Origin of the sequence: Pseudoflavonifractor phocaeensis (assembly GCF_038439875.1) — a bacterium.
In the GTDB taxonomy this organism is placed as follows: Bacteria; Bacillota; Clostridia; order Oscillospirales; family Oscillospiraceae; genus Vermiculatibacterium.
Genome location: NZ_JBCDMT010000005.1, coordinates 143669 through 167722 on the forward strand (window position 1 = coordinate 143669; position 24054 = coordinate 167722).

At 65.5% G+C, this 24054-nt stretch carries 23 protein-coding genes; 18 read left to right on the forward strand and 5 right to left on the reverse strand.

Translation table 11 applies throughout. The features are described from left to right. Positions 1 to 35: 35 nt before the first annotated feature. The 4 genes from AAEU42_RS10450 (at position 36) to AAEU42_RS10465 (ending at position 4517) form a co-directional block, all read left to right on the forward strand. Positions 36 to 641 carry a lactate utilization protein gene (locus tag AAEU42_RS10450; protein ID WP_342233492.1) on the forward strand — a complete coding sequence of 202 codons (606 nt, stop codon included), beginning with the start codon at positions 36 to 38 and terminating at the stop codon, positions 639 to 641. Between the two features lie 27 nt (positions 642 to 668). Then, positions 669 to 1745 carry a hypothetical protein gene (locus AAEU42_RS10455; protein ID WP_342233493.1) on the forward strand — a complete coding sequence of 359 codons (1077 nt, stop codon included), beginning with the start codon at positions 669 to 671 and terminating at the stop codon, positions 1743 to 1745. A 183-nt stretch (positions 1746 to 1928) separates the two neighbouring features. Continuing rightward, positions 1929 to 2195, forward strand: a complete 267-nt coding sequence (rpsO, locus tag AAEU42_RS10460; RefSeq protein ID WP_342233494.1) for a 30S ribosomal protein S15 — start codon at positions 1929 to 1931, stop codon at positions 2193 to 2195. Between the two features lie 180 nt (positions 2196 to 2375). Beyond that, positions 2376 to 4517, forward strand: a complete 2142-nt coding sequence (locus AAEU42_RS10465) for a polyribonucleotide nucleotidyltransferase (RefSeq protein WP_342233495.1) — start codon at positions 2376 to 2378, stop codon at positions 4515 to 4517. Positions 4518 to 5219: 702 nt separating this feature from the next. On the opposite strand, the gene AAEU42_RS10470 is transcribed toward AAEU42_RS10465, so the two are convergent. Next, entirely contained in the window at positions 5220 to 5825 is a 606-nt protein-coding gene (locus AAEU42_RS10470) for a sugar O-acetyltransferase (protein WP_342233496.1), read from the reverse strand. Positions 5826 to 5979: 154 nt separating this feature from the next. On the opposite strand from AAEU42_RS10470, the gene acpP reads away from it, so the two are divergent. The 13 genes from acpP (at position 5980) to AAEU42_RS10535 (ending at position 19493) form a co-directional block, all read left to right on the forward strand. Next, on the forward strand, positions 5980 to 6210 hold the full coding sequence (gene acpP, locus AAEU42_RS10475; protein ID WP_342233497.1) for an acyl carrier protein: 231 nt from the start codon (positions 5980 to 5982) through the stop codon (positions 6208 to 6210). 61 nt (positions 6211 to 6271) lie between these two features. Then, positions 6272 to 6691, forward strand: a complete 420-nt coding sequence (locus tag AAEU42_RS10480) for an acetyl-CoA carboxylase biotin carboxyl carrier protein (RefSeq protein ID WP_342233498.1) — start codon at positions 6272 to 6274, stop codon at positions 6689 to 6691. 2 nt (positions 6692 to 6693) lie between these two features. Then, the gene (gene accC, locus AAEU42_RS10485; protein WP_342233499.1) at positions 6694 to 8079 is read left to right on the forward strand and encodes an acetyl-CoA carboxylase biotin carboxylase subunit; all 1386 of its coding nucleotides are present in this window, start codon (positions 6694 to 6696) and stop codon (positions 8077 to 8079) included. After that, positions 8076 to 8933: an acetyl-CoA carboxylase, carboxyltransferase subunit beta gene (accD, locus tag AAEU42_RS10490; protein ID WP_342233500.1), complete on the forward strand. Its 858-nt coding sequence runs from the start codon at positions 8076 to 8078 to the stop codon at positions 8931 to 8933. Before accC ends, accD begins: the two co-directional genes overlap by 4 nt. Next, positions 8930 to 9742 carry an acetyl-CoA carboxylase carboxyltransferase subunit alpha gene (locus AAEU42_RS10495; RefSeq protein WP_342233501.1) on the forward strand — a complete coding sequence of 271 codons (813 nt, stop codon included), beginning with the start codon at positions 8930 to 8932 and terminating at the stop codon, positions 9740 to 9742. The genes accD and AAEU42_RS10495 overlap by 4 nt, the downstream gene beginning before the upstream one ends. Further along, positions 9739 to 10686, forward strand: coding sequence for a beta-ketoacyl-ACP synthase III (locus AAEU42_RS10500; RefSeq protein ID WP_342233502.1), 948 nt, complete (start codon positions 9739 to 9741; stop codon positions 10684 to 10686). Before AAEU42_RS10495 ends, AAEU42_RS10500 begins: the two co-directional genes overlap by 4 nt. A gap of 707 nt (positions 10687 to 11393) precedes the next feature. Beyond that, complete coding sequence (locus tag AAEU42_RS10505) at positions 11394 to 12329, forward strand: nitronate monooxygenase (protein WP_342233503.1); 936 nt, start codon at positions 11394 to 11396, stop codon at positions 12327 to 12329. Beyond that, positions 12326 to 13261: an ACP S-malonyltransferase gene (locus AAEU42_RS10510; RefSeq protein ID WP_342233504.1), complete on the forward strand. Its 936-nt coding sequence runs from the start codon at positions 12326 to 12328 to the stop codon at positions 13259 to 13261. The genes AAEU42_RS10505 and AAEU42_RS10510 overlap by 4 nt, the downstream gene beginning before the upstream one ends. Next, positions 13258 to 13986, forward strand: a complete 729-nt coding sequence (fabG, locus tag AAEU42_RS10515) for a 3-oxoacyl-[acyl-carrier-protein] reductase (protein ID WP_342233505.1) — start codon at positions 13258 to 13260, stop codon at positions 13984 to 13986. Before AAEU42_RS10510 ends, fabG begins: the two co-directional genes overlap by 4 nt. Positions 13987 to 13999: 13 nt before the next feature. Next, positions 14000 to 15244, forward strand: coding sequence for a beta-ketoacyl-ACP synthase II (fabF, locus tag AAEU42_RS10520; RefSeq protein ID WP_342233506.1), 1245 nt, complete (start codon positions 14000 to 14002; stop codon positions 15242 to 15244). A gap of 3 nt (positions 15245 to 15247) precedes the next feature. Continuing rightward, entirely contained in the window at positions 15248 to 15688 is a 441-nt protein-coding gene (fabZ, locus tag AAEU42_RS10525; protein ID WP_342233507.1) for a 3-hydroxyacyl-ACP dehydratase FabZ, read from the forward strand. Positions 15689 to 15751: 63 nt separating this feature from the next. Further along, positions 15752 to 16204: a MarR family winged helix-turn-helix transcriptional regulator gene (locus AAEU42_RS10530; RefSeq protein ID WP_342233508.1), complete on the forward strand. Its 453-nt coding sequence runs from the start codon at positions 15752 to 15754 to the stop codon at positions 16202 to 16204. Positions 16205 to 16883: 679 nt separating this feature from the next. Further along, on the forward strand, positions 16884 to 19493 hold the full coding sequence (locus AAEU42_RS10535; protein ID WP_342233509.1) for an NYN domain-containing protein: 2610 nt from the start codon (positions 16884 to 16886) through the stop codon (positions 19491 to 19493). A 39-nt stretch (positions 19494 to 19532) separates the two neighbouring features. Here AAEU42_RS10535 and AAEU42_RS10540 read toward each other — a convergent pair whose 3' ends face one another. From AAEU42_RS10540 to AAEU42_RS10550, 3 genes are all read right to left on the reverse strand, one after another. Continuing rightward, on the reverse strand, positions 19533 to 20351 hold the full coding sequence (locus AAEU42_RS10540) for a VanW family protein (RefSeq protein ID WP_342233510.1): 819 nt from the start codon (positions 20349 to 20351) through the stop codon (positions 19533 to 19535). After that, the gene (locus tag AAEU42_RS10545) at positions 20348 to 21919 is read right to left on the reverse strand and encodes a Mur ligase family protein (protein ID WP_342233511.1); all 1572 of its coding nucleotides are present in this window, start codon (positions 21917 to 21919) and stop codon (positions 20348 to 20350) included. Before AAEU42_RS10545 ends, AAEU42_RS10540 begins: the two co-directional genes overlap by 4 nt. A gap of 594 nt (positions 21920 to 22513) precedes the next feature. After that, on the reverse strand, positions 22514 to 22723 hold the full coding sequence (locus tag AAEU42_RS10550; RefSeq protein WP_342233512.1) for a helix-turn-helix domain-containing protein: 210 nt from the start codon (positions 22721 to 22723) through the stop codon (positions 22514 to 22516). Positions 22724 to 22785: 62 nt separating this feature from the next. Here AAEU42_RS10550 and AAEU42_RS10555 point away from each other — a divergent pair, with 62 nt between their 5' ends. After that, a complete protein-coding gene (locus AAEU42_RS10555) occupies positions 22786 to 23001 on the forward strand; it encodes a hypothetical protein (RefSeq protein WP_342233513.1) in 216 nt (71 codons plus the stop codon). Here AAEU42_RS10555 and cuyB read toward each other — a convergent pair. After that, positions 22987 to 23691, reverse strand: a complete 705-nt coding sequence (gene cuyB / locus AAEU42_RS10560) for a cysteate racemase (protein ID WP_342233514.1) — start codon at positions 23689 to 23691, stop codon at positions 22987 to 22989. The two genes, AAEU42_RS10555 and cuyB, sit on opposite strands and share 15 nt — an antisense overlap. Between the last annotated feature and the right edge of the window lie 363 nt (positions 23692 to 24054).

Below are 24054 nucleotides of genomic sequence, written 5' to 3' on the forward strand. Positions count from 1 at the left end.
CCCTGGGGCGGAAGGACAAAAAGGAGGCAGTGCTCATGACAAACTGGGATGCTCTGACCCAAACCCTGGAGCGCCACGGCTTCACCGTCTCCCGCTTCGCCACCGGGAGAGAGGCCGCCGCCTACATAGACGGGAAGATCGATGGAAAGACCGTGGGCATGGGCGGCTCCATCACCCTGAAGGACCTGGGGCTCTATGAGCTCCTGGCCGCCCACAACACCGTCCACTGGCACTGGAGCGGGGACGGACAGCCCGCCCGGGCCCGGGACCTGGCCGTGGGCGCCCAGGTCTACCTCTCCTCCGTCAACGCCCTGGCCGAGACCGGGGAGATCATCAACATCGACGGCACCTGCAACCGGGTGGCCTCCCTCCTCTATGGACACGAGGAGGTCTATCTGGTGGTGGGGGCCAACAAGATCGCCCCGGACGCCGAGGCCGCCCTCTGGCGGGCCCGGAACGTGGCCTCCCCCAAAAACGCCCAGCGCTTGGGCCGAAAGACCCCCTGCGCCGTGAAGGGCGACCGTTGCTATGACTGCGACAGCCCGGAGCGGGTCTGCGGCAGCCTGGTCACCCTGTGGCGCAAGCCGGGGGGCATCGGCCGGATGGAAGTGGTGCTGGTGGAGGAAGATCTGGGATACTGAGCCCACGGGCGGAAAGGAGGCGGCGGAATGAAAAAGCGGGTCCTGGCCCTGGCCCTGTGCGGGTGTCTCGCCCTCACCGGGTGCTCGGCCATGCTGGAGCGGTCCTATGAGTCCACCGCCGCCCACGTGGACAAGCCCGTCACCGCCGAGGACTCCTCGGTGCTGCGGGTGGAAAACTACCAGGAGCTGGTCTCCGCCGTCCTCTACCTGGTCACCCAGTGCCAGGAGGAGGGGGCCATCCAGCTCTACGACTACCAGGGAGACGTGGAGCGGGACCTGACCGACGCCTGCCTGGAGGTGGCCAAGGAGGACCCTCTGGGGGCCTACGCCGTGGACTACATCAAGCACGAGTACACCCGGGTGGTGTCCTATTACCAGGCCACCGTGTCCATCCGCTACCGGCGCACCCCGGAGCAGGTGCGCTCCATCGTCAACGTCACCGGCGCCAGCGCCATCCGGGACCAGCTCCAGGACGCCCTGGCCGCTTTCTCCAGTGAGGTGGTGCTGCGGGTGGCCTACTTCGCCGAGGACGAGGCCTCCATCGCCCAGCTCATCCGTCAGGCCTACTACGACACCCCGGTGGCCGCCCTGGGGATGCCCGCGTCCGAGATCACCCTCTACCCCGACAGCGGCAGCCAGCGGGTGGTGGAGATCCTGCTCACCTACCCCGAGGAGAGCGAGGCACTGTGGCGCAAGAGCGACCTTCTCTCCGCCCAGGCCGGGACCATCTCGGCCGCCTTCCGGGGGCTGGACGCCCGCTCCACCGCCCTCCGGGCCGCCTCGGAGCTGCGGGGCTACGCCGCCTATGACCCCGAGGGGGGCTCCACCGCCTACGACGCCCTGGTGGGGGGCTCCGCCAACGCGGAGGGGCTGGCCCTGGCCTACGAGCTTCTCTGCCAGCAGGCCGACGTGACCTGCGAGGTGGTGGAGGGCACCCGCCTGGGCCAGAGCTGGTTTTGGAACGTGGTGCAGACCAGCTCCGGGGAGCGGCTCTACCTGGACGCGGTCTACGGCGACGGCCTGCTCCACACCGACCAGGAGCTGGCGGTCGTGGGCTACCAGTGGGCCGACGCCCCCGCCGAACTAAGCGGGGCCGCCGGATAGCCACATTTTTCCGCCCCAAAGCGATATTTTCCCTTTACAATGGGGAAAATCTATGATATATTTTGAAAGCACGCCAACCTGCCCGCCGGCTTAGAGATCGGGAGACGGCCTCTTTCCAGGAGGTGTTCACCCACCCATCCCTCAGCCCTCTGGGCAATGAAAAATGAAAGGTGGAACCCAAACATGATCCGTAAGGACGAAAAGACGGCCGTTATCGAGGCCAATCGCACCCACGCCACGGACACCGGCTCTCCCGAGGTCCAGATCGCCATTCTCACCGCCCGCATCAACGAGCTCACCGAGCATCTGCGCACCCACATCCACGACAACCACTCCCGTCGTGGCCTGTACAAGATGATCGGTAAGCGCCGCAAGCTGCTGGACTATCTGGCCAACAAGGACGTGGAGCGCTATCGTGCCCTCATCGCCAAGCTGGGCATCCGTAAGTAAGAAACGTGAATCAGGGTGGCGGGTTTGACCCGCCACCCTGTTCCCCTATTTCGAGAGGCAAACATACCTCCGCAAAGCCGCCGATTTAGCAGTTGAATCTGGGCCCCGTCCGCCGGGGGAGGCATGGATTCAAGTGCTAAAGGAGGAGGCCGCGCGGGGAGAACAAAGGAGGACAAAATCATGTCAACCGTCATCACCCACAAGCAGTTCCCCAACCGCAAGGTCTACGAGATGGACCTGGCCGGCCGCCCCCTGAAGCTGGAGATCGGCAAGGTGGCCGAGCTGGCCAACGCCTCCGCCATGGTCACCTACGGCGAGACCACCGTGCTGGTGGCTGTCACCGCCTCCGCCCGTCCCCGGGACGGCATCGACTTCTTCCCCCTGTCTGTGGACTTCGAGGAGAAGCTCTACGCCGTGGGCCGCATCCCCGGCTCCTTCATGCGCCGGGAGGGCCAGCCCTCCTTGCCCGCCGTGCTGGCCAGCCGGGTCATTGACCGGTCCATCCGGCCCCTGTTCCCCTACGATTTTCGCAACGACGTGGTGGTCACCTGCACCGTCATGAGCGTGGACCGGGACTGCTCTCCCGAGGTCACCGCCATGATCGGCGTGTCCGCCTGCCTGGCCTTCTCCGACATCCCCTGGGTCGGCCCCATCGGCTGCCTGGAGGTGGGCTACGTGGACGGCCAAATCGTCATGAACCCCAACCAGGAGCAGCGCCACAACTCCAAGCTGGACCTGACCGTGGCCGCCTCCCAGGAGAAGGTCATCATGATCGAGGCCGGCGCCAGCGAGCTGCCCGACGACATCATGTACGACGCCATCGTGAAGGCCCACGAGGAGATCAAGGCCCAGGTGGCCCTCATCAACCGCATCGTGGCCGAGATCGGCCGGGAGAAGATGACCTACGACCACGCCGACTTCAACCAGGAGCTTTTCGACAAGATTGTGGCCGCCACCATGGACGAGGCCAAGGCCGCCATGGACACCGATGACAAGAACGTCCGGGAGACCCGGTGGAACGCCCTCATCGACCACTGGCACGAGCTGTTCCTGGAAGAGTACCCCGACATGGACAAGTATCTGGAGGAGATCACCTACAAGTTCCAGAAGAAGATCGTCAAGGCCTGGCTCCTGGAGGGCCACCGGGTGGACGGACGGGCCAAGAACGAGATCCGGCCCCTGGCCGCCGAGGTGGGCGTCCTGCCCCGGGTCCACGGCTCCGGCCTCTTTACCCGGGGGCAGACCCAGGTGCTCTCCATCTGCACCCTGAACACCCTCTCCGCCAACCAGAAGCTGGACACCATCTGGGAGGACACCGAGAAGCGGTACATGCACCACTATAACTTCCCCTCCTACTCCGTGGGCGAGGCCCGTGGCGCCCGGTCCACCAACCGCCGGGAGAAGGGCCACGGCGCCCTGGCCGAGCGGGCCCTGGACCCCGTCATCCCCTCCGTGGACGAGTTCCCCTACGCCATCCGGGTGGTCTCCGAGGTGGTGAGCTCCAACGGCTCCACCTCCCAGGGCTCCATCTGCGGCTCCACCCTGGCGCTGATGGACGCCGGCGTGCCCATCAAGGCCCCCGTGGCCGGCATCTCCTGCGGCCTCATCCAGGACGACGACGGCGGCTTCACCACCTTCATCGACATCCAGGGGGTGGAGGACTTCCACGGCGAGATGGACTTCAAGGTGGCCGGCACCAAGGCCGGCATCACCGCCATCCAGATGGACATCAAGAACGACGGCCTTTCCCACGCCATCATCAAGGAGGCCCTGGAGATCACCAAGGACGCCCGGTTCGCCATTCTGGACGAGATCATGCTTCCCTGCATCTCCGCCCCCCGGTCCGAGGTGAGCAAGTACGCCCCCAAGATGATCACCATGAAGATCGATTCCGACAAGATCCGGGAGGTCATCGGCAAGGGCGGCTCCGTCATCCAGAAGATCACCGCCGAGTCCGGCGCCCAGATCGACATCGAGGACGACGGCACCATCCACATCGCCTCTCCCGATTCCGCCGCCTGCGACGTGGCCAAGAAGATGATCGAGACCATCGTGTTCGTGCCCGAGGTGGGGAGCCTCTACTACGGCAAGGTGGTGCGCATCATGACCTTCGGCGCCTTCGTGGAGCTGGCCCCCGGCAAGGACGGCATGGTCCATATCTCCAAGCTGGCCGACCACCGGGTGGAGAAGGTGGAGGACGTGGTGAATATCGGCGATATGATTTGGGTGAAGGTCACCGAAATCGACGAGAAGGGCCGGGTCAACCTCTCCTATAAGGACGCGTTGAAGGAAATGAAGGATAACCCCGGGATTAAGAAGTAAGGTTTACCCAAATATAAAAGGGCCACCCGCTGGATTGGCGGGTGGTCCTTCTTTTATATCTGGTTGCACGTCGAGACATGCGTAAATCTGGGGGACATTTCTTTTCCCGAGGAAAAGAAACGCCACCCCAGGCCCCCAAAGAAAAGTCTTTTGGTGCAGCCCTGGTCGCAGTTTCCCTTTCCAGTAGCAGGTCTACTGCTCAAAGACAGGGGGGGGGGAAAGCACGGGAGCGTCTGTGCGATACATGGTCCCTTTAGCGCCGCTCGCCGCTGATGTATTCTTAATTGATACGTGCGTTTTGTGTGTCTTTAGCCTTCCCCTCGGGGGAAGGTGGCAGCCTGAAGGGCTGACGGATGAGGGGAACTGGAGATAACAGAAAAGGCCCTACCAAACGGATAACTTCCCCTCATCAGTCTCGCTACGCTCGACAGCTTCCCCCAGGGGAAGCCGAAGACCTTACGAACCCCGGGGCCGCTACGAAGTGCTACCCCGGGGTTTTCTTACCCTCTTGTGGACAGCTTGGGGTGGTTTCCAAAGGAGGGGCACCCGCAGGTGCCCCTCCTTTGGTCGTTTCAAGGGGTGGTCCCGGAGGGGGAAATCGAAATCCCCCTCCGGGTGCTTTTCTGGGGGGGGGGCTGGGGGGGAGGTCTTTTCCAGAAAAGACCTCCCCCCAGCTTTCCCCCACCTTTCATAAAAGTGGACTCACAACAAATCCAGTTTGCTGTCCTCCTCCGTAATGGGCCGCACCGCCCGGCAGGGGTTCCCATAGGCCAGCCACCCGGCGGGGATGTCCTTGGTGACCACGCTCCCGGCCCCCACCACGGCCCCGTCCCCGATGGTGACCCCGCCGCACACCACCACGTTGCACGCCAGCCACACGTGGCTGCCGATGACGATGCCGGGGGCGTATTCCGAGGTGGACACGTGCCCGTCGGGGTAGGTCATGGTCTCCCGCTCGCCGTAAATCAGCGGATGGGTGGTGGCCATCAGGGACACGTTGGGACCGAACATCACCCGGTCCCCGATGACGATGGGCCCGTCGTCCATCACCGTGAGGTTGAAGTTGGCGAAAAAGTTGTCTCCGATTTTCGTGTGACAGCCGTAATTAAACTGGATGGGCCCCTGGAAATAGTAGTTCTCCCCAATGGCGCCGATAAATTCCCGGACGATGGGCAACCGCTCCGGGTCATACTCGTCCATGGCGTTGAACCTCTGGCACAAGACATGGGCCTTGTGCTTCAAGTCCCGCAACTCCTGGCTCCTGGCGTCAAAGAGCTTCCCGGCCAGCGCCCGCTGGTGCTGGGTCATAAATATCCCCTCCTTTTCCCCTATTGTAACATTTTTTGCCCCCGGGGTCGAAAACTTTTTCTTGACAAACGGGAAATCCATGATATCATTACTTCAGCTTTTTTAGTTAAAAGTTTTTAATTAAAATCATTGAACTAATAAGGAGTATATGACGATGGAATTCGAGAAAGTGCGCGACATCATTGTGGAGACCCTGAGCTGCGACGCCGACAAGGTGGTGCTGGAGGCCAACCTGGCCGACGACCTGGAGGCCGATTCCCTGGCCGCCGTGGAGCTGTCCATGGCGCTGGAGGAGGCCTTCGGCGTGACCATCCCCGACGAGGATGTGGCCAACTTCAAGACCGTGGGCGACATCGTGGACTACATCAAGACCCACGCCAACTGAGAACGTCAAAGGCCCACCTAAATTGGTGGGCCTTTTCCAACTCAGAAAGGAGCATACCCCAATGACCAACGAAGAAATTTTCGCCCTGATGGCCCGCTTTGAGCAGAGCACTTGCGCCACCTTTAAGCTGACCATGAAGGACTTCTCCCTGGAGCTGGGCAAGGCTGCGGCTTCCGCGCCCAACCCGGCCCCCGTCGCCGTCCCGGTTGCCGCTGCCGCCCCCGCGCCGGAGAAGCCGGAAGGGCTTTTTGTCACCGCCCCCCTGGTGGGCACCTACTACGCCTCCGCCGCCCCGGACCAGCCCCCCTTCGTGAAGGCGGGGGACAAGGTGAAAAAGGGGCAGACCGTGTGCCTGATGGAGGCCATGAAGATGATGAGCGAGGTCCCCGCCCCCTGTGACCTCGTCGTGGAGGAGCTTCTGCGGTCTGACGGAGAACTGGTGGCCTTCGGGGACGCCATTCTCCGCTACCGGGCGGTGTAACCATGTTCAAGCGGGTTTTGATTGCCAACCGGGGGGAGATCGCCCTCCGGGTCCTCCGGGCCTGCCGGGATTTGGACATCGACACGGTGGTGATCCACTCCACCGCCGACGCCGACTCCCTGGCCGTCCAGTTCGCAGGGCGGGCGGTGTGCGTGGGCGGGCCTCGCGCCGCCGACAGCTACCTGAACACCGCCGCCATCCTCACCGTGGCCCAGGCCACGGGGTGCGACGCCGTCCACCCCGGCTACGGCTTCCTCTCGGAGAACGCCGACTTCGCCGACGCCTGCGGAAAGGCGGGGCTGAAGTTCATCGGCCCTTCCGGGGCCGTCATTCGCAAGATGGGCAACAAGGCCGCCGCCCGGGAGCTGATGAAGTCCGTGGGCGTGCCCGTGGTCCCCGGCTCCGACGGGGCCGTGGCTGACGCCGCCCAGGCCAAGGCCGTGGCCGACGCCATCGGCTACCCCGTCCTCATCAAGGCTGCCGCCGGCGGCGGCGGGCGGGGGATGCGCCGGGCCTTCACCCCCGAGGAGGTGGAGGCCAGGTTCGAGGAGGCCCGCAGCGAGGCGGTGGCCAACTTCGGCGACGGGGAGATGTACCTGGAAAAGCTCATCCTCTCCCCCCGGCACATCGAGTTTCAGATCCTGGCCGACCAGCAGGGGAACGTCATCCAGCTGGGGGAGCGGGACTGCTCTATCCAGCGCAAGAACCAGAAGCTCATCGAGGAATCCCCCTCCAAGGCCCTGACCCCCGAGCTGCGGGAGCGGATGGGAGCCGCCGCCATATTGGCCGCCAAGGCCGCCGGATATGAAAACGCCGGCACCATCGAATTTGTGCTGGACAAGGACGGCAATTTCTACTTCATCGAGATGAACACCCGCATCCAGGTGGAGCACCCGGTGACCGAGTTCGTCACCGGCATGGACCTGGTGCGGGAGCAGCTCCGCATCGCCGCGGGGCTGCCCCTCTCCAAGCCTCAGGAGGAGGTGGCCCTTACCGGCCACGCCATGGAGTGCCGCATCAACGCCGAGGACCCCCGCCGGGGCTTCGCCCCCTGCCCGGGGAAGGTGGACTTCCTCCACCTCCCCGGCGGCCAGGGCGTCCGGGTGGACACCCACCTCTTCACCGGCTACACTCTGCCCCCCTATTACGATTCCCTGTGCGCCAAGGTGGTGGTCCACGCCCCCACCCGGCTGGAGGCGGTGCGGAAGATGCGCCGCGCCCTGGAGGAATTGGTCATCGAGGGCTGCACCACCAATGCCTCCCTGGCCCACCTCATCATGTACCACCCGGAGTTCGTCAGGGGCAGCGTGGACACCGGCTTTCTGGAGCGGAACCTGGAAGAGCTTTTGAAGTGGTATGACAGCGTGGGAGAGGAGGCCGAGGCATGAACAGCGCCTTCGCCAGACGCCGCCAGCATTTGCTGGCCCTGAAGGCCATGCGGGACGGCCAGGCCCCCCAGCTCTCCCAGGCCACCCCCTGCCCCAAGTGCGGGGAGACGGTGCCCCGGCGGGATTTGGTCCACGCCCGGTACGTCTGCCCCAAGTGCGGCCACCACTACCCCGTGGGGGCCTATTACCGGCTGAGCCTCATCCTGGACGCAGGCTCCTTCCGGGAGCTGGACGGGCGGCTCACCGCCACCGACCCCTTCCGCTTCCCCGGCTACGGCAAGAAGCTGGCCGAGACCAAGGCCCGCACGGGCCTCAACGAGGCGGTGGTCACCGCCGCCGGGACCATCGAGGGCCGCAAGGTTGCCATCGGCGTACTGGACAGCCGCTTTTTCATGGGCAGCATGTCCGCCGCCGTTGGTGAGAAGGTCACCCGGCTTATTGAGTACGCCGAGAAAAACAAGCTGCCCCTGGTCATCTTCTCCGCCAGCGGCGGGGCACGGATGCAGGAGGGCATTTTGTCCCTAATGCAGATGGCCAAGACCTCCGCCGCCCTGGAGCGGTTCTCCCAAAAGGGGGGGCTCTACATCTCCGTCCTCACCGACCCCACCACCGGCGGAGTCACCGCCTCCTTCGCGAGCCTGGGCGACATCACCCTGGCCGAGCCGGGGGCCCTCATCGGCTTCGCCGGGCCCCGGGTCATCCAGCAGACCATCGGCCAGACTCTCCCCGACGGCTTCCAGCGGGCGGAATATTTGGAGGAGCACGGCTTCGTGGACGCCATCGTCCCCCGGACCGAACTGCGGGAGACCCTGGCCCGCCTCTTAAAACTCCACGGAAAGGGGGAGAGGGCATGAGCGACCTTACCGCCGCCCAGCGGGTGGCCCTGGCTCGCCACGCGGGCCGCCCCGGCACCGCCGACTTCATCTCCGCCCTTTTCACCGACTTCTTCGAGCAGAAGGGGGACCGGCAGTGCCGGGAGGACCCCTCCATCCTGGGGGGCGTGGCCCTCTTCCACGGCAGGCCCGTCACCGTCCTGGGCCACCGGAAGGGCCGGAACCTGGAGGAAAACCTGAAATACAACTTCGGTATGCCGGGGCCGGAGGGCTACCGCAAGGCCCTTCGGATGATGACCCAGGCCGAGAAGTTCGGCCGGCCGGTCATCACCTTCATCGACACCCCCGGCGCTTACCCCGGCTTGGAGGCCGAGGCCAGGGGCCAGGGGGAGGCCATCGCCCGGAACCTGGCCGCCATGTCCGCCCTGACGGTGCCCGTTTTGTGCGTGGTCACCGGGGAGGGCAGCTCCGGCGGGGCGTTGGCCATCGGCGTGGGGAACACCGTCCTTATGCTGGAAAACGCCATCTACTCCGTTCTCTCTCCCGAGGGCTTCGCCTCCATCCTGTGGAAGGACTCCGCCAAGGCGGAGGAGGCCAGCGAGGTGATGAAGCTCACCGCCGCCGACCTGCTGGTGGAGGGGGTCATCGACGGCATCATCCCCGAGCCGGAGGGGGGTGCCCACGCAGACCCCGAGGCCCTCTACCGGGTGCTGGACCGGGCCCTCCTTCGGGCCCTGGACGGCCTCAAGCGCCTGAACGGGGCGGCCCTGGCCGAGCAGCGCTACAAGAAATTCCGCGCCATGGGCGTGACCAGGAGGGAAAAGCCGTGAGCGGCATCAAAATACGGGGCACCGGCAGCCGTGTGCCCGCCAAGGTGACCACCAACGAGGATCTGAGCCGCATGGTGGACACCAGCGACGAGTGGATCACCAGCCGTACCGGCATCAAAGAGCGGCACCACTGCGTGGCCGAGAGCCACCTGGACCTGTGTACCGGGGCGGCCAAGGCCGCTTTGGAGGCGGCGGGGGTGGACCCCGCCGAAGTGGGGGCCTGCGTCGTGTGCACCGTATGCGCCGACCAGTTCTCCCCGGCGGCGGCCTGCCTGCTCCAGCGGGAGCTGGGCCTTGCCGAGGACACGGTCTGCTTTGACCTGAACGCCGCCTGCTCCGGCTTCCTCTTCGGCCTGCACACCATGGAGTGCCTCCTCTCCGCCAGCCCCAAGCGCTACGGCATTGTGGTGGGGGGCGAGGTTTTGAGCCGCCTCACCGATTTCACCGACCGCTCCACCTGCGTCCTCTTCGGGGACGCCGCCGGGGCCGTGGTGGTGGAGTTCCGCCCCGAGTGGCCCTCCATCTCCGCCGTCCTGGGCGTGCGGGGGAACGACAAGGTGCTGGGGGTCACCGGCGTGCTAGCCGGGGGGAAGCCCCGGATCTACATGGAGGGCCAGCCGGTGTTCAAGTTCGCCGTGGAGACGGTGCCCAAGTGCATCCAGGCGGTGCTGGACAAGACCGGCGCGGCCATCGACGACGTGGATCAGGTGGTCTTCCACCAGGCCAACGAGCGCATCGTGGATCTGGTGGTCAAAAAGTTCGGCGTGCCCACCGAAAAGGTGCACAAGAATCTCTCCCGCTACGGCAACACCTCGGCGGCCAGCGTGCCGCTGGTGCTGGACGAGCTGTGCCGGGACGGCCGGCTGGGGCCGGGGAAAAAGGCCCTGTGCGTCGGGTTCGGCGGGGGGCTCACCTGGGCGGGGGCGCTGATTGGGTTCGCTTGAACCACCAAACGATGGTGCTTGGTGCTTTCCTGATTGCACGTCGGGACGTGCGTAAATCTGGGGGACATTTCTTTTCCCGAGGAAAAGAAACGCCACCCCAGCCCCCCAAAGAAAAGTCTCTGGTGCGGCCTTGAGCGCAGTTTTCCTTTTTAGTAGGAGGTCTACTGCCCGAAGAAAAGGGGGAAAGCACGGGTGCGTCTGTGCGACCCGTGCTTCTCCTAGCGCCGCTCGGCCGCTGACGTGTGCTTGATTGATAGGTGCCGTTTGTGCGTGCCCTTAGCCTTCCCCTTGGGGGAAGGTGGCAGCCCGAAGGGCTGACGGATGAGGGGAACTGGGGATAACAGCAAAGGCTCTGTGAAACGATAGGTTCCCCTCATCAGTCTGCTTCGCAGACAGCTTCCCCCAGGGGAAGCCTATTTAACAAACTTCCACCCACTTAGGTGCGCCGATGAGTTGCAAACACTGGCTGTACAGCAGTACCTAGCGGCAGCGGTGCAATGAGAAGCAGGAGTTGACAGACGTGAGCGCCGGTCAATAGAAGTGACCACCCATAAATTTAGTTTGGCTTTTTTCTTTGGCATCAAAGACCGTTTCTTTTTTCACGAAAAAAGAAATGGGCTTTGCCCCGCCGGAGGCGGCCCCGCAGGGCGCAACCCTGCCCCCGTCCCCGCCCGCAGGCGGGAATCGTCAACAAGGAGGACCACGCAATGCTGAACCTCAACACCATCCTGGGGACGGAATTCCCCTTCATCCAAGGCGGCATGGCCAACATCGCCACCGGCGCCTTCGCCGCCGCCGTCTCCAATGCCGGGGCCCTGGGCCTCATCGGCTCCGGCGGCATGGACACCGAGACCCTGCGGGCCCACATCCGCCAGTGCCGGGAACTCACCGACAAGCCCTTCGGCGTCAATTTGATGCTGATGAACCCCGAGGTGGAGGAGCAGGCCCGGCTTCTGGTGGACGAGGGGGTCCGGGTGGTCACCACCGGCGCGGGCAACCCCGGCAAATATATCCCCATATGGAAGGACGCGGGCATGAAGGTCTTCCCCGTGGTGGCCGCCGCAGTCCTGGCCCAGCGGCTTACCCGCTACGGCATCGACGGCGTGATCGCCGAGGGCTGCGAGTCCGGCGGCCACATCGGCGAGATGAACACCATGGCCCTGGTCCCCCAGGTGCGGGACGCGGTGGACGTGCCCGTCATCGCCGCCGGGGGCATCGCCGACGGCCGCCAGCTTTTGGCCGCCGAGGCGTTGGGCGCCTGCGGGGTGCAGATCGGCACCTGCCTGCTGGTCAGCGCCGAGTGCCCCATCCACGACAACTATAAGCAGGCCCTTTTGAAGGCCAAGGACTCGGATACCATGGTCACTGGCCGCACCACCGGGGCCCCCGTCCGGGTGCTCAAGAACAAGATGGCCCGGGAGTACGTCCGGATGGAGAAGGATCACCTCCCCCTGGCCGAGATGGAGAAGCTCACCCTGGGCTCTCTGCGCCGGGCGGTCTTCGACGGGGACACCGACACCGGCAGCCTGATGGCCGGCCAGGTGGCGGGCCAGCTCCACGAAATCAAGCCTCTGCGTAATATTTTCGAGGAACTATACGCCGGGTATCAAGAGTGCAAGAAAGGTTTGGTGAACGAGGCATGAAACTCGCCTTTCTATACGCCGGCCAGGGCAGCCAGAAGGTGGGCATGGGGCAGGAGTTCTACGACGCCTCCCCTGCCTTCCGCAAGGTCTACGACAATGCCCCGGTGGACTTCGGTTTGAAGGAGACCTGCCTTGCCGACCCCCAGGGGGTCCTGAACCAGACCGAGTACACCCAGCCCTGCATGACGGCCTTCGCCGTGGGGGTCACCGCCCTGCTGCGGGAGGCGGGGGTGGCCCCTGCCTACGCCGCGGGCCTCAGCCTGGGGGAGTATTCCGCCCTCCACTGCGCCGGGGTCTTCGACGCCCACACCGCCATCTCCCTCACCGCCTTCCGGGGCCGGGCCATGACCGCCGCCTCCCTGGGCGTCCAGAGCGCCATGGTGGCCGTGCTGGGGCTGGACGTGGAGGCCATCCGGGCCTGCTGCGCCCAGGCTTCCGGCCTGGGCGTGGTGGAGGTGTGCAACCTCAACTGCCCCGGCCAGACCGTCATCGGCGGCGTACAGCCCGCCGTGCTGGAGGCCGCCCGCCTGTGCGGGGAGGCGGGGGCCAAGCGGTGCATGACCCTCCAGGTCAGCGGCCCTTTCCACACCTCCCTGCTCACCGCCGCGGGGCTGGCCCTGCGGGAGAAATTCCGGGAAATCACCTTCGGAGAAATGCAAATCCCCGTCCTCTTCAACCGTCTGGGCGACGTGATGGGCCCTGGCGACACCATCCAGGGGCTTTTGGAGGAGCAGGTGAGCCATGCCGTGCGCATGGAGGACACCATCCGCAAACTGTCTGAGTACGGGGTGGACACCGTGGTGGAGATTGGCCCGGGCAAGGCCCTCACCGGCTTCGTCCGCAAGACCTGCCCCGATATCCGGTGCTTCCCGGTGGAAAAGCCGGAGGACCTGGAGAAATTTTTGACCGCCTGGAAGGAGGCATCCCTATGACCTTAGCAGGAAAGACCGCCGTGGTCACCGGCGGCAGCCGGGGCATCGGCAGGGCCGTGGTGGCCGAGCTGCGCGCCCTGGGCGCCAACGTGGTGTTCTCCTACGCCGGGAACGCCGACGCCGCGGAAGAGACCGCCGACGCCACCGGCGCCGTGGCCGTCAAGGCCGACGCCGCCGACCCCGCCGGGGCCCAGGCCCTGGTGGACGCCGCCGTAGATGCTTTCGGCTCGGTGGACATTCTGGTGAACAACACCGGCATCACCCGTGACGGCCTTCTCATGACCATGAAGGAGGACGCCTTCGACGCCGTCATCGCCACCAACCTGAAGGGGGCCTTCCTCACCATGAAGGCGGTGTGCCGCCCCATGATGAAGGCCCGGTGGGGCCGCATCGTGAACCTCTCCTCGGTGGTGGGCCTGCGGGGCAACGCCGGCCAGGCCAACTACTCCGCCAGCAAGGCGGGGATCATCGGCCTGACCAAATCCGCCGCCAAGGAGCTGGCCACAAGGGACGTCACGGTGAACGCCGTGGCCCCCGGCTTTATCGACACCGATATGACCGCCGCCCTGCCCGAGAAGGCCCGGGAGGAGCTTTTGAAGTCCATCCCCATGGCCCGCCTGGGCCAGCCGGAGGATGTGGCCCACCTGGTGGCCTTCCTGTGCTCTGAGGAGGCCGGCTACATCACCGGCCAGGTCGTCTGCGTGGACGGCGGCATGGCCGTCTAAAGGAGGAAACACCATGGAGAAAAAACGGGTCGTCATCACCGGCATGGGCACGGTGAACCCCCTGGGCCACAGCGTGGCCGAGAGCTGGCAGGCCGTCCGCCAGGGCGTGTGCGGCATCGCCCCCATCACCCGCTACGACACCACAGGCCGCAAGGTCACCCTGGCGGGGGAGGTCAAGGACTTCGACCCCGAGGGGTGGATGGAGAAAAAGGACGCCAAGCGTATGGGCCTCTATGCCCAGTTCGCTATGGCTGCCGCCGTGGAGGCCATGGCCGACGCGGGTCTGTCCGAAAACGGGGAGGAGGACCGCACCCGCTGGGGCTGCGTCATCTCCAGCGGCATCGGTGGTATGGACATCACCGTGGGCGAGACCCTCAAGGCGGAGGAAAAGGGCTACGACCGGGTTTCCCCCTTCTTCATCCCCATGATTATCGCCAATATGGCCGCGGGGCTGGTGGCCATCCGCTTCGGCCTCAAGGGCATGTGCACCTGCCCGGTGACCGCCTGCGCCGGCGGCAGCAACGCCGTGGGGGACGCCTTCCGCTCCGTCCGGGACGGCTACGCCGACGTGATGGTCTGCGGCGGCACCGAGGCCTCGGTGAACGCCCTGGCCATCGGTGGCTTCACCTCCATGAAGGCCCTGTGCGCCGGCGCCGACCCGGACCGGGCCTCCATCCCCTTCGATGCCGAGCGCTCCGGCTTCGTCATGGGGGAGGGCGCCGCCGTTCTGGTGCTGGAGACCCTGGAGCACGCCCAGGCCCGGGGCGCCCATATCTACGCTGAGGTGGTGGGCTACGGCGCCACCTGCGACGCCTACCACATGACCGCCCCCGCCCCCGCCGGGGAGGGCGGCGCCCGGGCCATGGCCGAGGCCTTGGCCGACGCCGGGGTGGCCCCGGAGGCGGTGGGCTACGTCAACGCCCACGGCACCTCCACCGCCCTCAACGACGCCGGGGAGACCGCCGCCATCAAGACGGTGTTCGGCCCCCACGCCTACCAAATGGCCGTCTCCTCCACCAAGGCCATGACCGGCCACCTTCTGGGGGCCGCCGGGGCGGTGGAGGCGGTGTTCTGCGCCATGGCCCTCAAGGACGGCTACCTCCCCGCCACCATCCACTACCAGGTCCCCGACCCCGCCTGCGACCTGGACTATATCCCGAACGAGGGCCGGGCCCAGCGGGTGGACTACGCCCTCTCCAACTCCCTGGGCTTCGGCGGGCACAACGCCTGCCTCCTCTTCAAGAGATGGGAGGGCTGAGGGATGGGTTTACAGTATAACTCCAACGAGATCGCCGCCCTCCTGCCCCACCGCTTCCCCTTCGCCCTGGTGGACCGCGTCACCGACGGGGAGGCCGGGGCCTGGGCCACGGGCATCAAGTGCGTCAGCGTGGGGGAGCAGTGGTTCTGCGGCCACTTCCCCCAAAAGCACGTCCTCCCCGGCGTCCTCATCATCGAGGCTATGGCCCAGGTGGGGGGCGTGGCCCTCATGTCCCTGCCGGAGAACCGGGGCAAACTGGCCCTCTTCCGGGGGGTCAAAAACGCCACCTTTAAGCAGCAGGTCACCCCCGGCGACGTGCTGGAGATGACCTGCACCATCACCGGCCAAAAGGGCCCCCTGGTGATGGGGGAGGGGAAGGCCCTCGTGAACGGCAAAACCGCCGCCGTGGCCGAGATGACCTTCGCCCTGGTGGACGGAAATTGAGTGTTTCCCACACAAAAATGTGCTATACTAACAGCAAACGACATTCGGCGGGAGGAACGGCACATGCTGGAAAGGCTGTTTGAGGAAGTGTACGTCAAATTCAAGCTGCATTTTTATCAGGAGATCTTCGAACGGTTCCAGATGCGGGAGGCCAGCCTCACCACGGTGGAGACCTTCGCCATGGAGACCATCCAGGCCCTTGGCTCCCCCACCGTCAACGAGTTCGCCACCTTCATGCGCATCTCCCCACCCAACGCGGCCTACAAGGTGAACAGCCTCATCAAAAAGGGGTATGTGCGCAAGGTCCAGTCCCAGGCGGACAAGCGGGAGTACCACCTGGAGGTGACGGAGAAGTACCAGAGCTACTACAACATCTCCAGCGACTACGTCAAGACGGTGGTGGGCCGGATGCGCCAGCGGTTTTCCCCGGAGGAGCAGGAGAAGCTCACCGAGATGCTGCAGGTCATCACCTCCGAGCTGATGCCGGAGGTCAGCGAGGGGATAAGATTGCCATAATCTATGGCTGATTGCACGTCAAACGTGCGCTTTTCTGGAGAACCATTCTTTTCTAGAAAAGAATGGCCCCCCAGACTCTCCAAGAAAAGTCCCTGGTGCTGACCTGTGCGCAGACTCCCTTTTCAGTAGGAGGTCTACTGCCCGCTGATAGGGGGAAAAGCACGGGAGCATCTGTGCGACACGTGGTCCCCCTTGCGCCGCTGCCGCTGATAGCTTCTTGATACAGGGTGGTCCTTGCCTTCCCCTTGGGGGAAGGTGGCAGCCCGAAGGGCTGACGGATGAGGGGAACTGGGGATAACAGCAAAGGCCCTGCTAAAGAGATAAGTTCCCCTCATCAGTCTCGCTACGCTCGACAGCTTCCCCCAGGGGAAGCCTAAGACCTGCTGAACCCCGGCCCCGTTACGAAGTAAGGGGCCGGGGTTTTCTCACACTCTTGTAAACAGCCCGGGGAGGTTTCCAAAGGAGGGGCACCCGCAGGTGCCTCTCCTTTGGTCGTTGAGAGGGGGTCCAGGGGGAGAGAGTCGAAACTCTCCCCCAAGCGTCTTTTCTGGGGGGCCTGGGGGTGCCATCTTTTCCACGCGGAAAAGATGGTCCCCCAGAAGGTACCACCTCCCAAGGTGGCCCAACCTATGGTATAATAGCAGAAAACATCATCCTACCACAGGAGGGACCCCCCACCATGGACAACCTCACCCTGGGCGTCCTCGCCCACGTCGACGCCGGCAAAACCACCCTATCGGAAGCCCTCCTCTACCGGGGCGGCGCCCTGCGCCGCCTGGGCCGGGTGGACCACGCCGACGCCTTTTTGGACACCGACGCCCAGGAGCGGGAGCGGGGCATCACCATCTTCTCCAAGCAGGCGGTACTCCCCCTGGAGGACGTGACCCTCACCCTGCTGGACACCCCCGGCCACGTGGACTTCTCCGCCGAGATGGAGCGCTCCCTGGCCGTGCTGGACTGCGCCGTGCTGGTGGTCTCCGGCCCCGACGGCCCCCAGGGCCACACCCTCACCCTCTGGAAGCTGCTGGAGCGCCAAGGGGTGCCCACCTTCCTCTTCCTCAACAAGATGGACCAGCCCGGCACGGACCGGGATGCCCTGCTCATGAAGCTCCGCGCCGCCCTCTCCCCCGCCTGCCTGGACTTTTCCCTCCTGGGCCGGCCTGCCTTCTGGGAGGAGGCCGCTCTCACCGACGAGGCCGCCCTGGAGGAGTACATGGAGACGGAGGCCCTCTCCGACGCCACCCTCCACCGCCTCATCGCCCAGCGGAAGGTCTTCCCCTGCCGCTTCGGCTCCGCCCTCAAGGTGGAGGGGGTGGACGAGCTTTTATCCGACCTGACCCGCCTCGCCCCCCGGCCCCGGTGGCCAGAGGCTTTCGCCGCCAGGGTGTTCAAGATTTCCCGGGACTCCCAGGGCACCCGCCTCACCCATCTGAAGATCACCGGCGGGACCCTGCGGGTAAAGTCTGTCCTCCCCGGCGTCGAGGAGAAGGCCGACCAGCTCCGGCTCTACTCCGGGGCCAAATTCACCCCCCTGGAGGAGGCCCCGGCGGGGACGGTGTGCGCCGTTACCGGCCTCACCGCCACCTACCCCGGCCAGGCCCTTGGGGCGGAGCGGCCCTGGGCCGCCCCGGCGCTGGAGCCTGCCCTCTCCTACCAGCTCATCCTCCCCGACGGCTGCGACCCCCACGCCGCCCTGCGAAAACTCCGGGAGCTGGCGGAGGAGGATCCCCAGCTCCACATCCAGTGGAACGAGCGGTTAGGGGAAATCCACGTCCGCCTCATGGGGGCGATTCAGGCGGAGGTGTTGAAGCGGGTCATCCTGGACCGTTTCGGCCTGGCCGTGGACTTCGGCCCCGGCAGCGTGGTCTACCAGGAGACCATCGCCGCCCCGGTGGAGGGGGTGGGCCACTTCGAGCCCCTACGCCACTACGCCGAGGTGCATCTGCTCCTGGAGCCCCTCCCCTTGGGCAGCGGCCTCCAATTCAGCTCCATCTGCCCCGAGGACGCCCTGGACGGCCACTGGCAGCGGCTGATCCTCACCCATATGATGGAAAAGCCCCACCTGGGGGTGCTCACCGGCTCCCCCATCACCGACATGAAGCTCACCCTGGTGGCAGGCAGAGCCCACGAAAAGCACACCGAGGGGGGCGACTTCCGGCAGGCTACCTACCGGGCGGTGCGCCAAGGGCTGATGGGGGCCGAGAGCATCCTCCTGGAGCCCTGGTACGCCTTCCGCCTGGAGCTGCCCACCGTCCATCTGGGCCGTGCCCTGGCCGACCTCCAGCGGCTAGGGGGCGACACGGAGGCCCCCGTCACCGTGGGGGAGGAGACCGTCCTCACCGGCTCGGCCCCGGTGTCCGCCCTCCGGGACTACAACCAGGAGGTGGCGGCCTACACCAAGGGCCGGGGGCGGCTCTCCCTCACCCCCGGTGGCTACCGCCCCTGCGCCCGGCAGGAGGAGGTGGTGGCGGCGCTGGCCTACGACCCGGAGCGGGATGTGGAAAACCCCTCCGGCTCGGTGTTCTGCGCCCACGGCGCGGGCTTCAACGTCCCCTGGGACCAGGTGCCGGCGCATATGCACCTCCCCGCCCTGGACCTGTCCGGCCCGAAGGAGGCCCCGCCCCCGGAACCCCCTGCCCGCCGCCCCGCCGCCCCCGCCGGGAGCCTGGAGCAGGACAAGGAGCTACGGGGCATCTTTGAAAAGACCTACGGGGCCATCAAGCCCCGGGCCTTCCAGCCGCCCCCCAAGCCGTCCCGTCCCGCCCCGGCGGAGGGCAAGCGCTTCATCCCCCCGCCCTCGGGGCCGGAATATCTGCTGGTGGACGGCTACAACGTCATCTTCGCCTGGGAGGACTTGAAGGCGGTGGCCCGGGAAAACCTGGACGCCGCCCGTAAGATTTTGATGGACCTTTTGAGCAACTACCAGGGCTTCCGGGGCAGCCGGGTCATCCTGGTCTTCGACGCCTACAAGGTCCCCCAGGGCGCCGGCTCGGTGAGCAGATACCACAACATCCACGTGGTCTACACCAAGGAGGCGGAGACGGCGGACGCCTATATCGAGAAGGCCAGCTACCAGCTCTCCCAGGAGCGCCGCCGGGTCCGGGTGGCCACCTCCGACGGGGCGGAACAGCTCATCATCCTGGGCCACGGCTCCCTCCGGGTCTCCGCCCTGGAGCTGCGGGCCGAGCTGGAGCAGACCCAGGGGGAGATTTCCGCCATCCTCCGCTCCAACAACCGCCGCCTCCCCGCCCAGCCCATCAAAACCGCCCTGGAGCAGGCGGAGCAGTGATGACAAACGCCCGGAACGGCAAGCCGTTCCGGGCGCTTTTTACTTTGCCTCTTCCAATAGAGGCGAGTACATCATGACGGCCTGGTTCTCCGCCACCTGCTCCTCGTAGAGCGGCTTTCCGTCCAAGTCGCAGACCAGGCGGAAGAGCTTGTTGCGGCGGGTGTAGCCGCCCCAGAACTCCCCCCGCATCTCGTGGTCCCGCTCCACGATCTCGTAGCGGAACACGGGGGGCTGGTCCCCCAGAAAGGCCCCCTCCAGATTTTCCGGCCCCACCCGGAGCCGGAGCTGGAAGGTCTCGTCGGTGTCGTTGCGGAGGGTCAGGTCCCCGTAGGGGTAGGCGCAGGTGGCACCGCTGCCGAAGGGCTGGGTGCGGCCGGAGTCCGGGAACACGTCGTAGCCGTGGCGGTGGCGCTCGGTCACCGTCAGGGGGGTGTGGAGGGCCATCCAGTAGATGAGGTTGGAAAGCTGGCACAGCCCGCCGCCCACGCCGGAGGTGACCTTGCCGTTTCGGAGGACCATCCCCTCTCGGTAGCCCTTCCGGCGGGAGGGCTTGCCGATGAGGTACCAATAGCTGAAGGTCTCGCCGGGGCGGATGACCACCCCATCCAGCCGCTTCACCGCCAGCTTCAGGTTTTCCACCTTGTTGTGCTGGAGGGCCATGTCCACGTCCCTCAGCCTGCGCAGCAGGGGGGTGGCGTGGGCAAAGTGCTCATAGGGCATGTCCTCCGCCCGCCGCTCCTTGGCGAAGGTTGGGGCCATTTTCAGCCACAGCAGGCGGCGGAGGGTCCCGTAATAAAGCGCCCCCGCCTTTGCCCGGAGGGGGGAGCGGTGTTTCGGCCGCTCCGCCGGGCCGGTCATACCGCGCCCTCCAGGGGCAGGCCCAGATACTTCCGGGCCAGCATCCCGTCGGGGACGCAGGGGACGGGGCCGTCCCTGCGCTTCTGCTCCATCTCGGCCCCCTTGCCCGCCAGGAGCACCACCGACGGGGCGGGGGCCTCCTCAATAGCGGTTTTGATGGCCTGTTCCCGGTCGGGGATGACGGTGTAGGTCTTGCCGAAGGGGGCGATGAAGCCGCCGATGGCGGCGCAGATGTCCTCCAGCGCCTCGGGACCGGGGTCGTCCTCGGTCAGGATGATGTTGTCGGCGTAGGCTCCCGCCGCTCTGCCCATGCCCTCCCGGCGGTCCAGGCCCTTGCCGCCGGTGCAGCCGAAGAGCAGGGTGATGGGCTGGCCGGGGTAGTCCGCCTGCACCGAGCGCAGGAGGGCCTCCAGGGCCATGCCGTTATGGGCGTAGTCCACGATGACGGTCTTGCCGTCCACGTGGTAGGTCTCCATCCGCCCGGGCACCCTGGCCCGGGCCAGGCCCGCCTGGGCCAGCTCGGCGGGGACCCCCAGGAGGCGGCAGACCGCCAGGGCGGCCAGGGCGTTGGAGACGTTGAAGTCCCCGGTCATGGGAATGGAAAAGGGCAGCTCCGCCCCGGCGTAGTCGGCCAGGAAGGTCAGGCTGGCCCCGCTCCGGGACAGGCCGTGGCCGTAGAGGTCTGCGGCCCGGTCCTTGAGGGAGTAGGTGAGGGTGGTCTCGCACCGCTTGGCCGCCGCCAGAATCTCGCCCGCCCGGTCGCTGTCCAGGTTCACCACGGCGCGCTTGGCCTGGTCGAAGATCTTCAGCTTGGACTGGAAGTAGTCCTCCAGGGTGGGGTGCTCCTTGGGGCTGATGTGATCCTCCCCCAGGTTCAAAAACACCGCCGCCGCCAGCTCCACGCCGATGACCCGGCCGTACTTGAGGGCCTGGCTGGACTCCTCCATGACCACGCAGCCGCAGCCGGCGTTGACGGCGTTCCACAGGTGGCGCTGGAGGTCCAGGGGCTCCGGGGTGGTGAGCTTGGCGGGGCGGCGCTGGGCGCCGTCGTCGGTGACGATGGTGGACAGAAGGCCCACCGAGTGGAGGTTTTGGGCCTCCCGCCACAGGTCCAGGATGGACTTCAAAAAGTAAGCGGTGGTGGTCTTGCCCTTGGTGCCGGTGATGCCCACAATATCCAGCGCCCCGGAGGGGTGGCCCCAGGCCCGGTCGGCCAGCAGGCCCATGGCCCGGCGGATGTCCGTCACCCGGATGCAGGGGGCGGGGAGGGGGTAGGGCGTTTCGCTGACGTAGGCGGAGGCCCCCCGGCGGAGGGCCTCCGCCAGGTATTCCGCCTTGAAGGCCGCGCCCTTACAGAGAAACAGGCTGCCGGGGACGGCGGAGCGGGAGTCACAGGTGACGGAGGAAACGGGCTTCGTCAGGTCGGCGGGGAGGGGGGACCGGTCGGCCAGCAGGTTGTTTTTCAACAAGAGCTGGTAGTAGTCGCCCAGGGGGAGGCGGGGGCGGTCCATGGGGGTCACCTCGCTTTCGTTGTAACGGTTTTCCGTTTGATTGTTCGTTGGTTGCACGTCAAACGTGCGTTTTTCTGGGGGACATTTCTTTTCCCGAGGAAAAGAAACGCCGCCCCAGACCCCCAAAGAAAAGTCTTGGGTGCAAACCTGCTCGCAGATTCCCTTTTCAGTAGGAGGTCTACTGCCCGCTGTTAGGGGGAAAAGCACGGGTGCGTCTGTGCGACACGTGGTCCTTCTCGCGCCGCTCGACCGCTGACATGTGCTTGACAGAAGGCTGGTCTTTAGCCTTCCCCTCGGGGGAAGGTGGCAGCCCGAAGGGCTGACGGATGAGGGGAACTGCGGACATGGGAAAGGCTCTACCAAACCGATAAGTTCCCCTCATCAGTCTCGCTTCGCTCGACAGCTTCCCCCAGGGGAAGCCTAAGACTTGCCGAACCCCGGACCCGTTACGGAGTAAGGGGACGGGGTTTTCTTACGTTCTTGTGGACAGCTCGGGGAGGTTTCCAAAGGAGGGGAAACCGCAGTTTCCCCTCCTTTGATCGTTGAGAGAGGGGGTCCAGGGGGAGAGAGAGTCGAAACTCTCTCCCCCTGGTGTCCTTTCGGTTCCTTTCCCACAGGGGAAAGGAACGCCCCCGGCAGGGCCGTGCCCTGTCAACGGTCGTCGGAAAGCCCCAAAAGATAATCCGCAGAAACGTTAAAATATTTAGCAAACGCCTCAATAAAAGGCGCCATCGGTTCCCGCTCATTTAATTCATAACGGCGATAAGCACTAATAGACACACCAAGGGCCTCCGCCACAATTTCTTGGCGCAAGTGTTGTTCCTTCCGGACAATGCGCATGCGTTTTGCTAAAATTTCCATGCTTATCCCCTTGACTATACCCGTATGGAGATAGTATAATATCTCCAAGGGGGTATACTTTTATGTTTGACATTATAGACGCCATTTACTACCTTGTCGATGAAAACCTACCCGCCGTCAACCGTCCCGACCCGGCGGCCCAAGCCTTCTTTAAAACCTTCTCCCCAGAGCAGGAACAGCTTTTCAATGCCTTTTACAGCGAATTTATGGATCAAATCACTGACCGGCAGTTAGCCCTGTTCCGTTACCTGGTGAAGCTGGGGCTACACATTCCGTAAGGGATACCCGCAGACCTCTACACTGCGCCGGGCCAGGACGTCCATGGCGTCCAGATAGAAGTCCGGCAGGCCGTGCCAATCCTTGTAGACCGACAGCTCGGTGCAGGCCAGCACCGCCCGGTCACAGCCCATGGCCCGGAGGGCGGCGTCGATGGCGGCGAACTTCTCCCGGCTTCCCTTCTCCCCCTTCTTGATCTCATCGTAGATGACGCTCATGACCAGCTTTTGGATGTCCGGGGGCGGGGTCACGGCCTGGAGGCCCGCCGCCTCACAGGCGGACTGGTAGAGGCCCATCTGGACGGTGCCGTCGGTGGCCAGGATACCCACCTGCTTCGCCCCCTGGGCTTTCAGGGCGGCGGCGGTCTCGGTGACCATATTGATGACGGGGACGGTCAGCTCCCCCTGGATGCGGGGGACAAAGGTGTGGGAGGTGTTGCAGGGGATGGCGATGGCCGACGCCCCCCAGCCCTCCAGCACCCTGGCGTCGGCCAGGAGCTGGGCGTAGATGGCGGCGGTGTCCCCGGAGCGGATGGCCGCCGTGCGGTCGGGCATGGCGGTGTCGCTCAAAATCAGGGTGGGGATGTGGTCCTGGTCCCGCTCGGCGTCGGTGCGGTCCAGGACCCGCTGGTAGAACATCTGGGTGGCCTGGGGGCCCATGCCGCCCAGGACGCCGAGCTTTCCTTTGGTCATGTGGGGGCTCCTTTCGGTGGGAGAGGCGCGGGCGGCTGATAGCCGCCCCTACATGGGGTGGGACCCTCTCAGTCAGCTTCGTTGACACAAGGTGAATTGGCTCGAAGGGCCAAGACAAGGTGAGCCGCCGAAGGCGGCGAGAGAGGCCCCTGGGGGCGAGGGCATCCTGGGGTGGCTCCCCCCGGAGGGGGAGCCCTTGGCAAATAGGCTTCCCCTGGGGTCTAGCGGCCCTTAGCGGCAGCCTAGGGCCGCTTGATGCATGCGAAGTCGTTGAAGCTGGCGAGCGGAGCGAGACTGATGAGGGGAGGTTATCGTTTTGCAGGGCCTTTTCCGTGTCCACAGTTCCCCTCATCCGTCACGGGC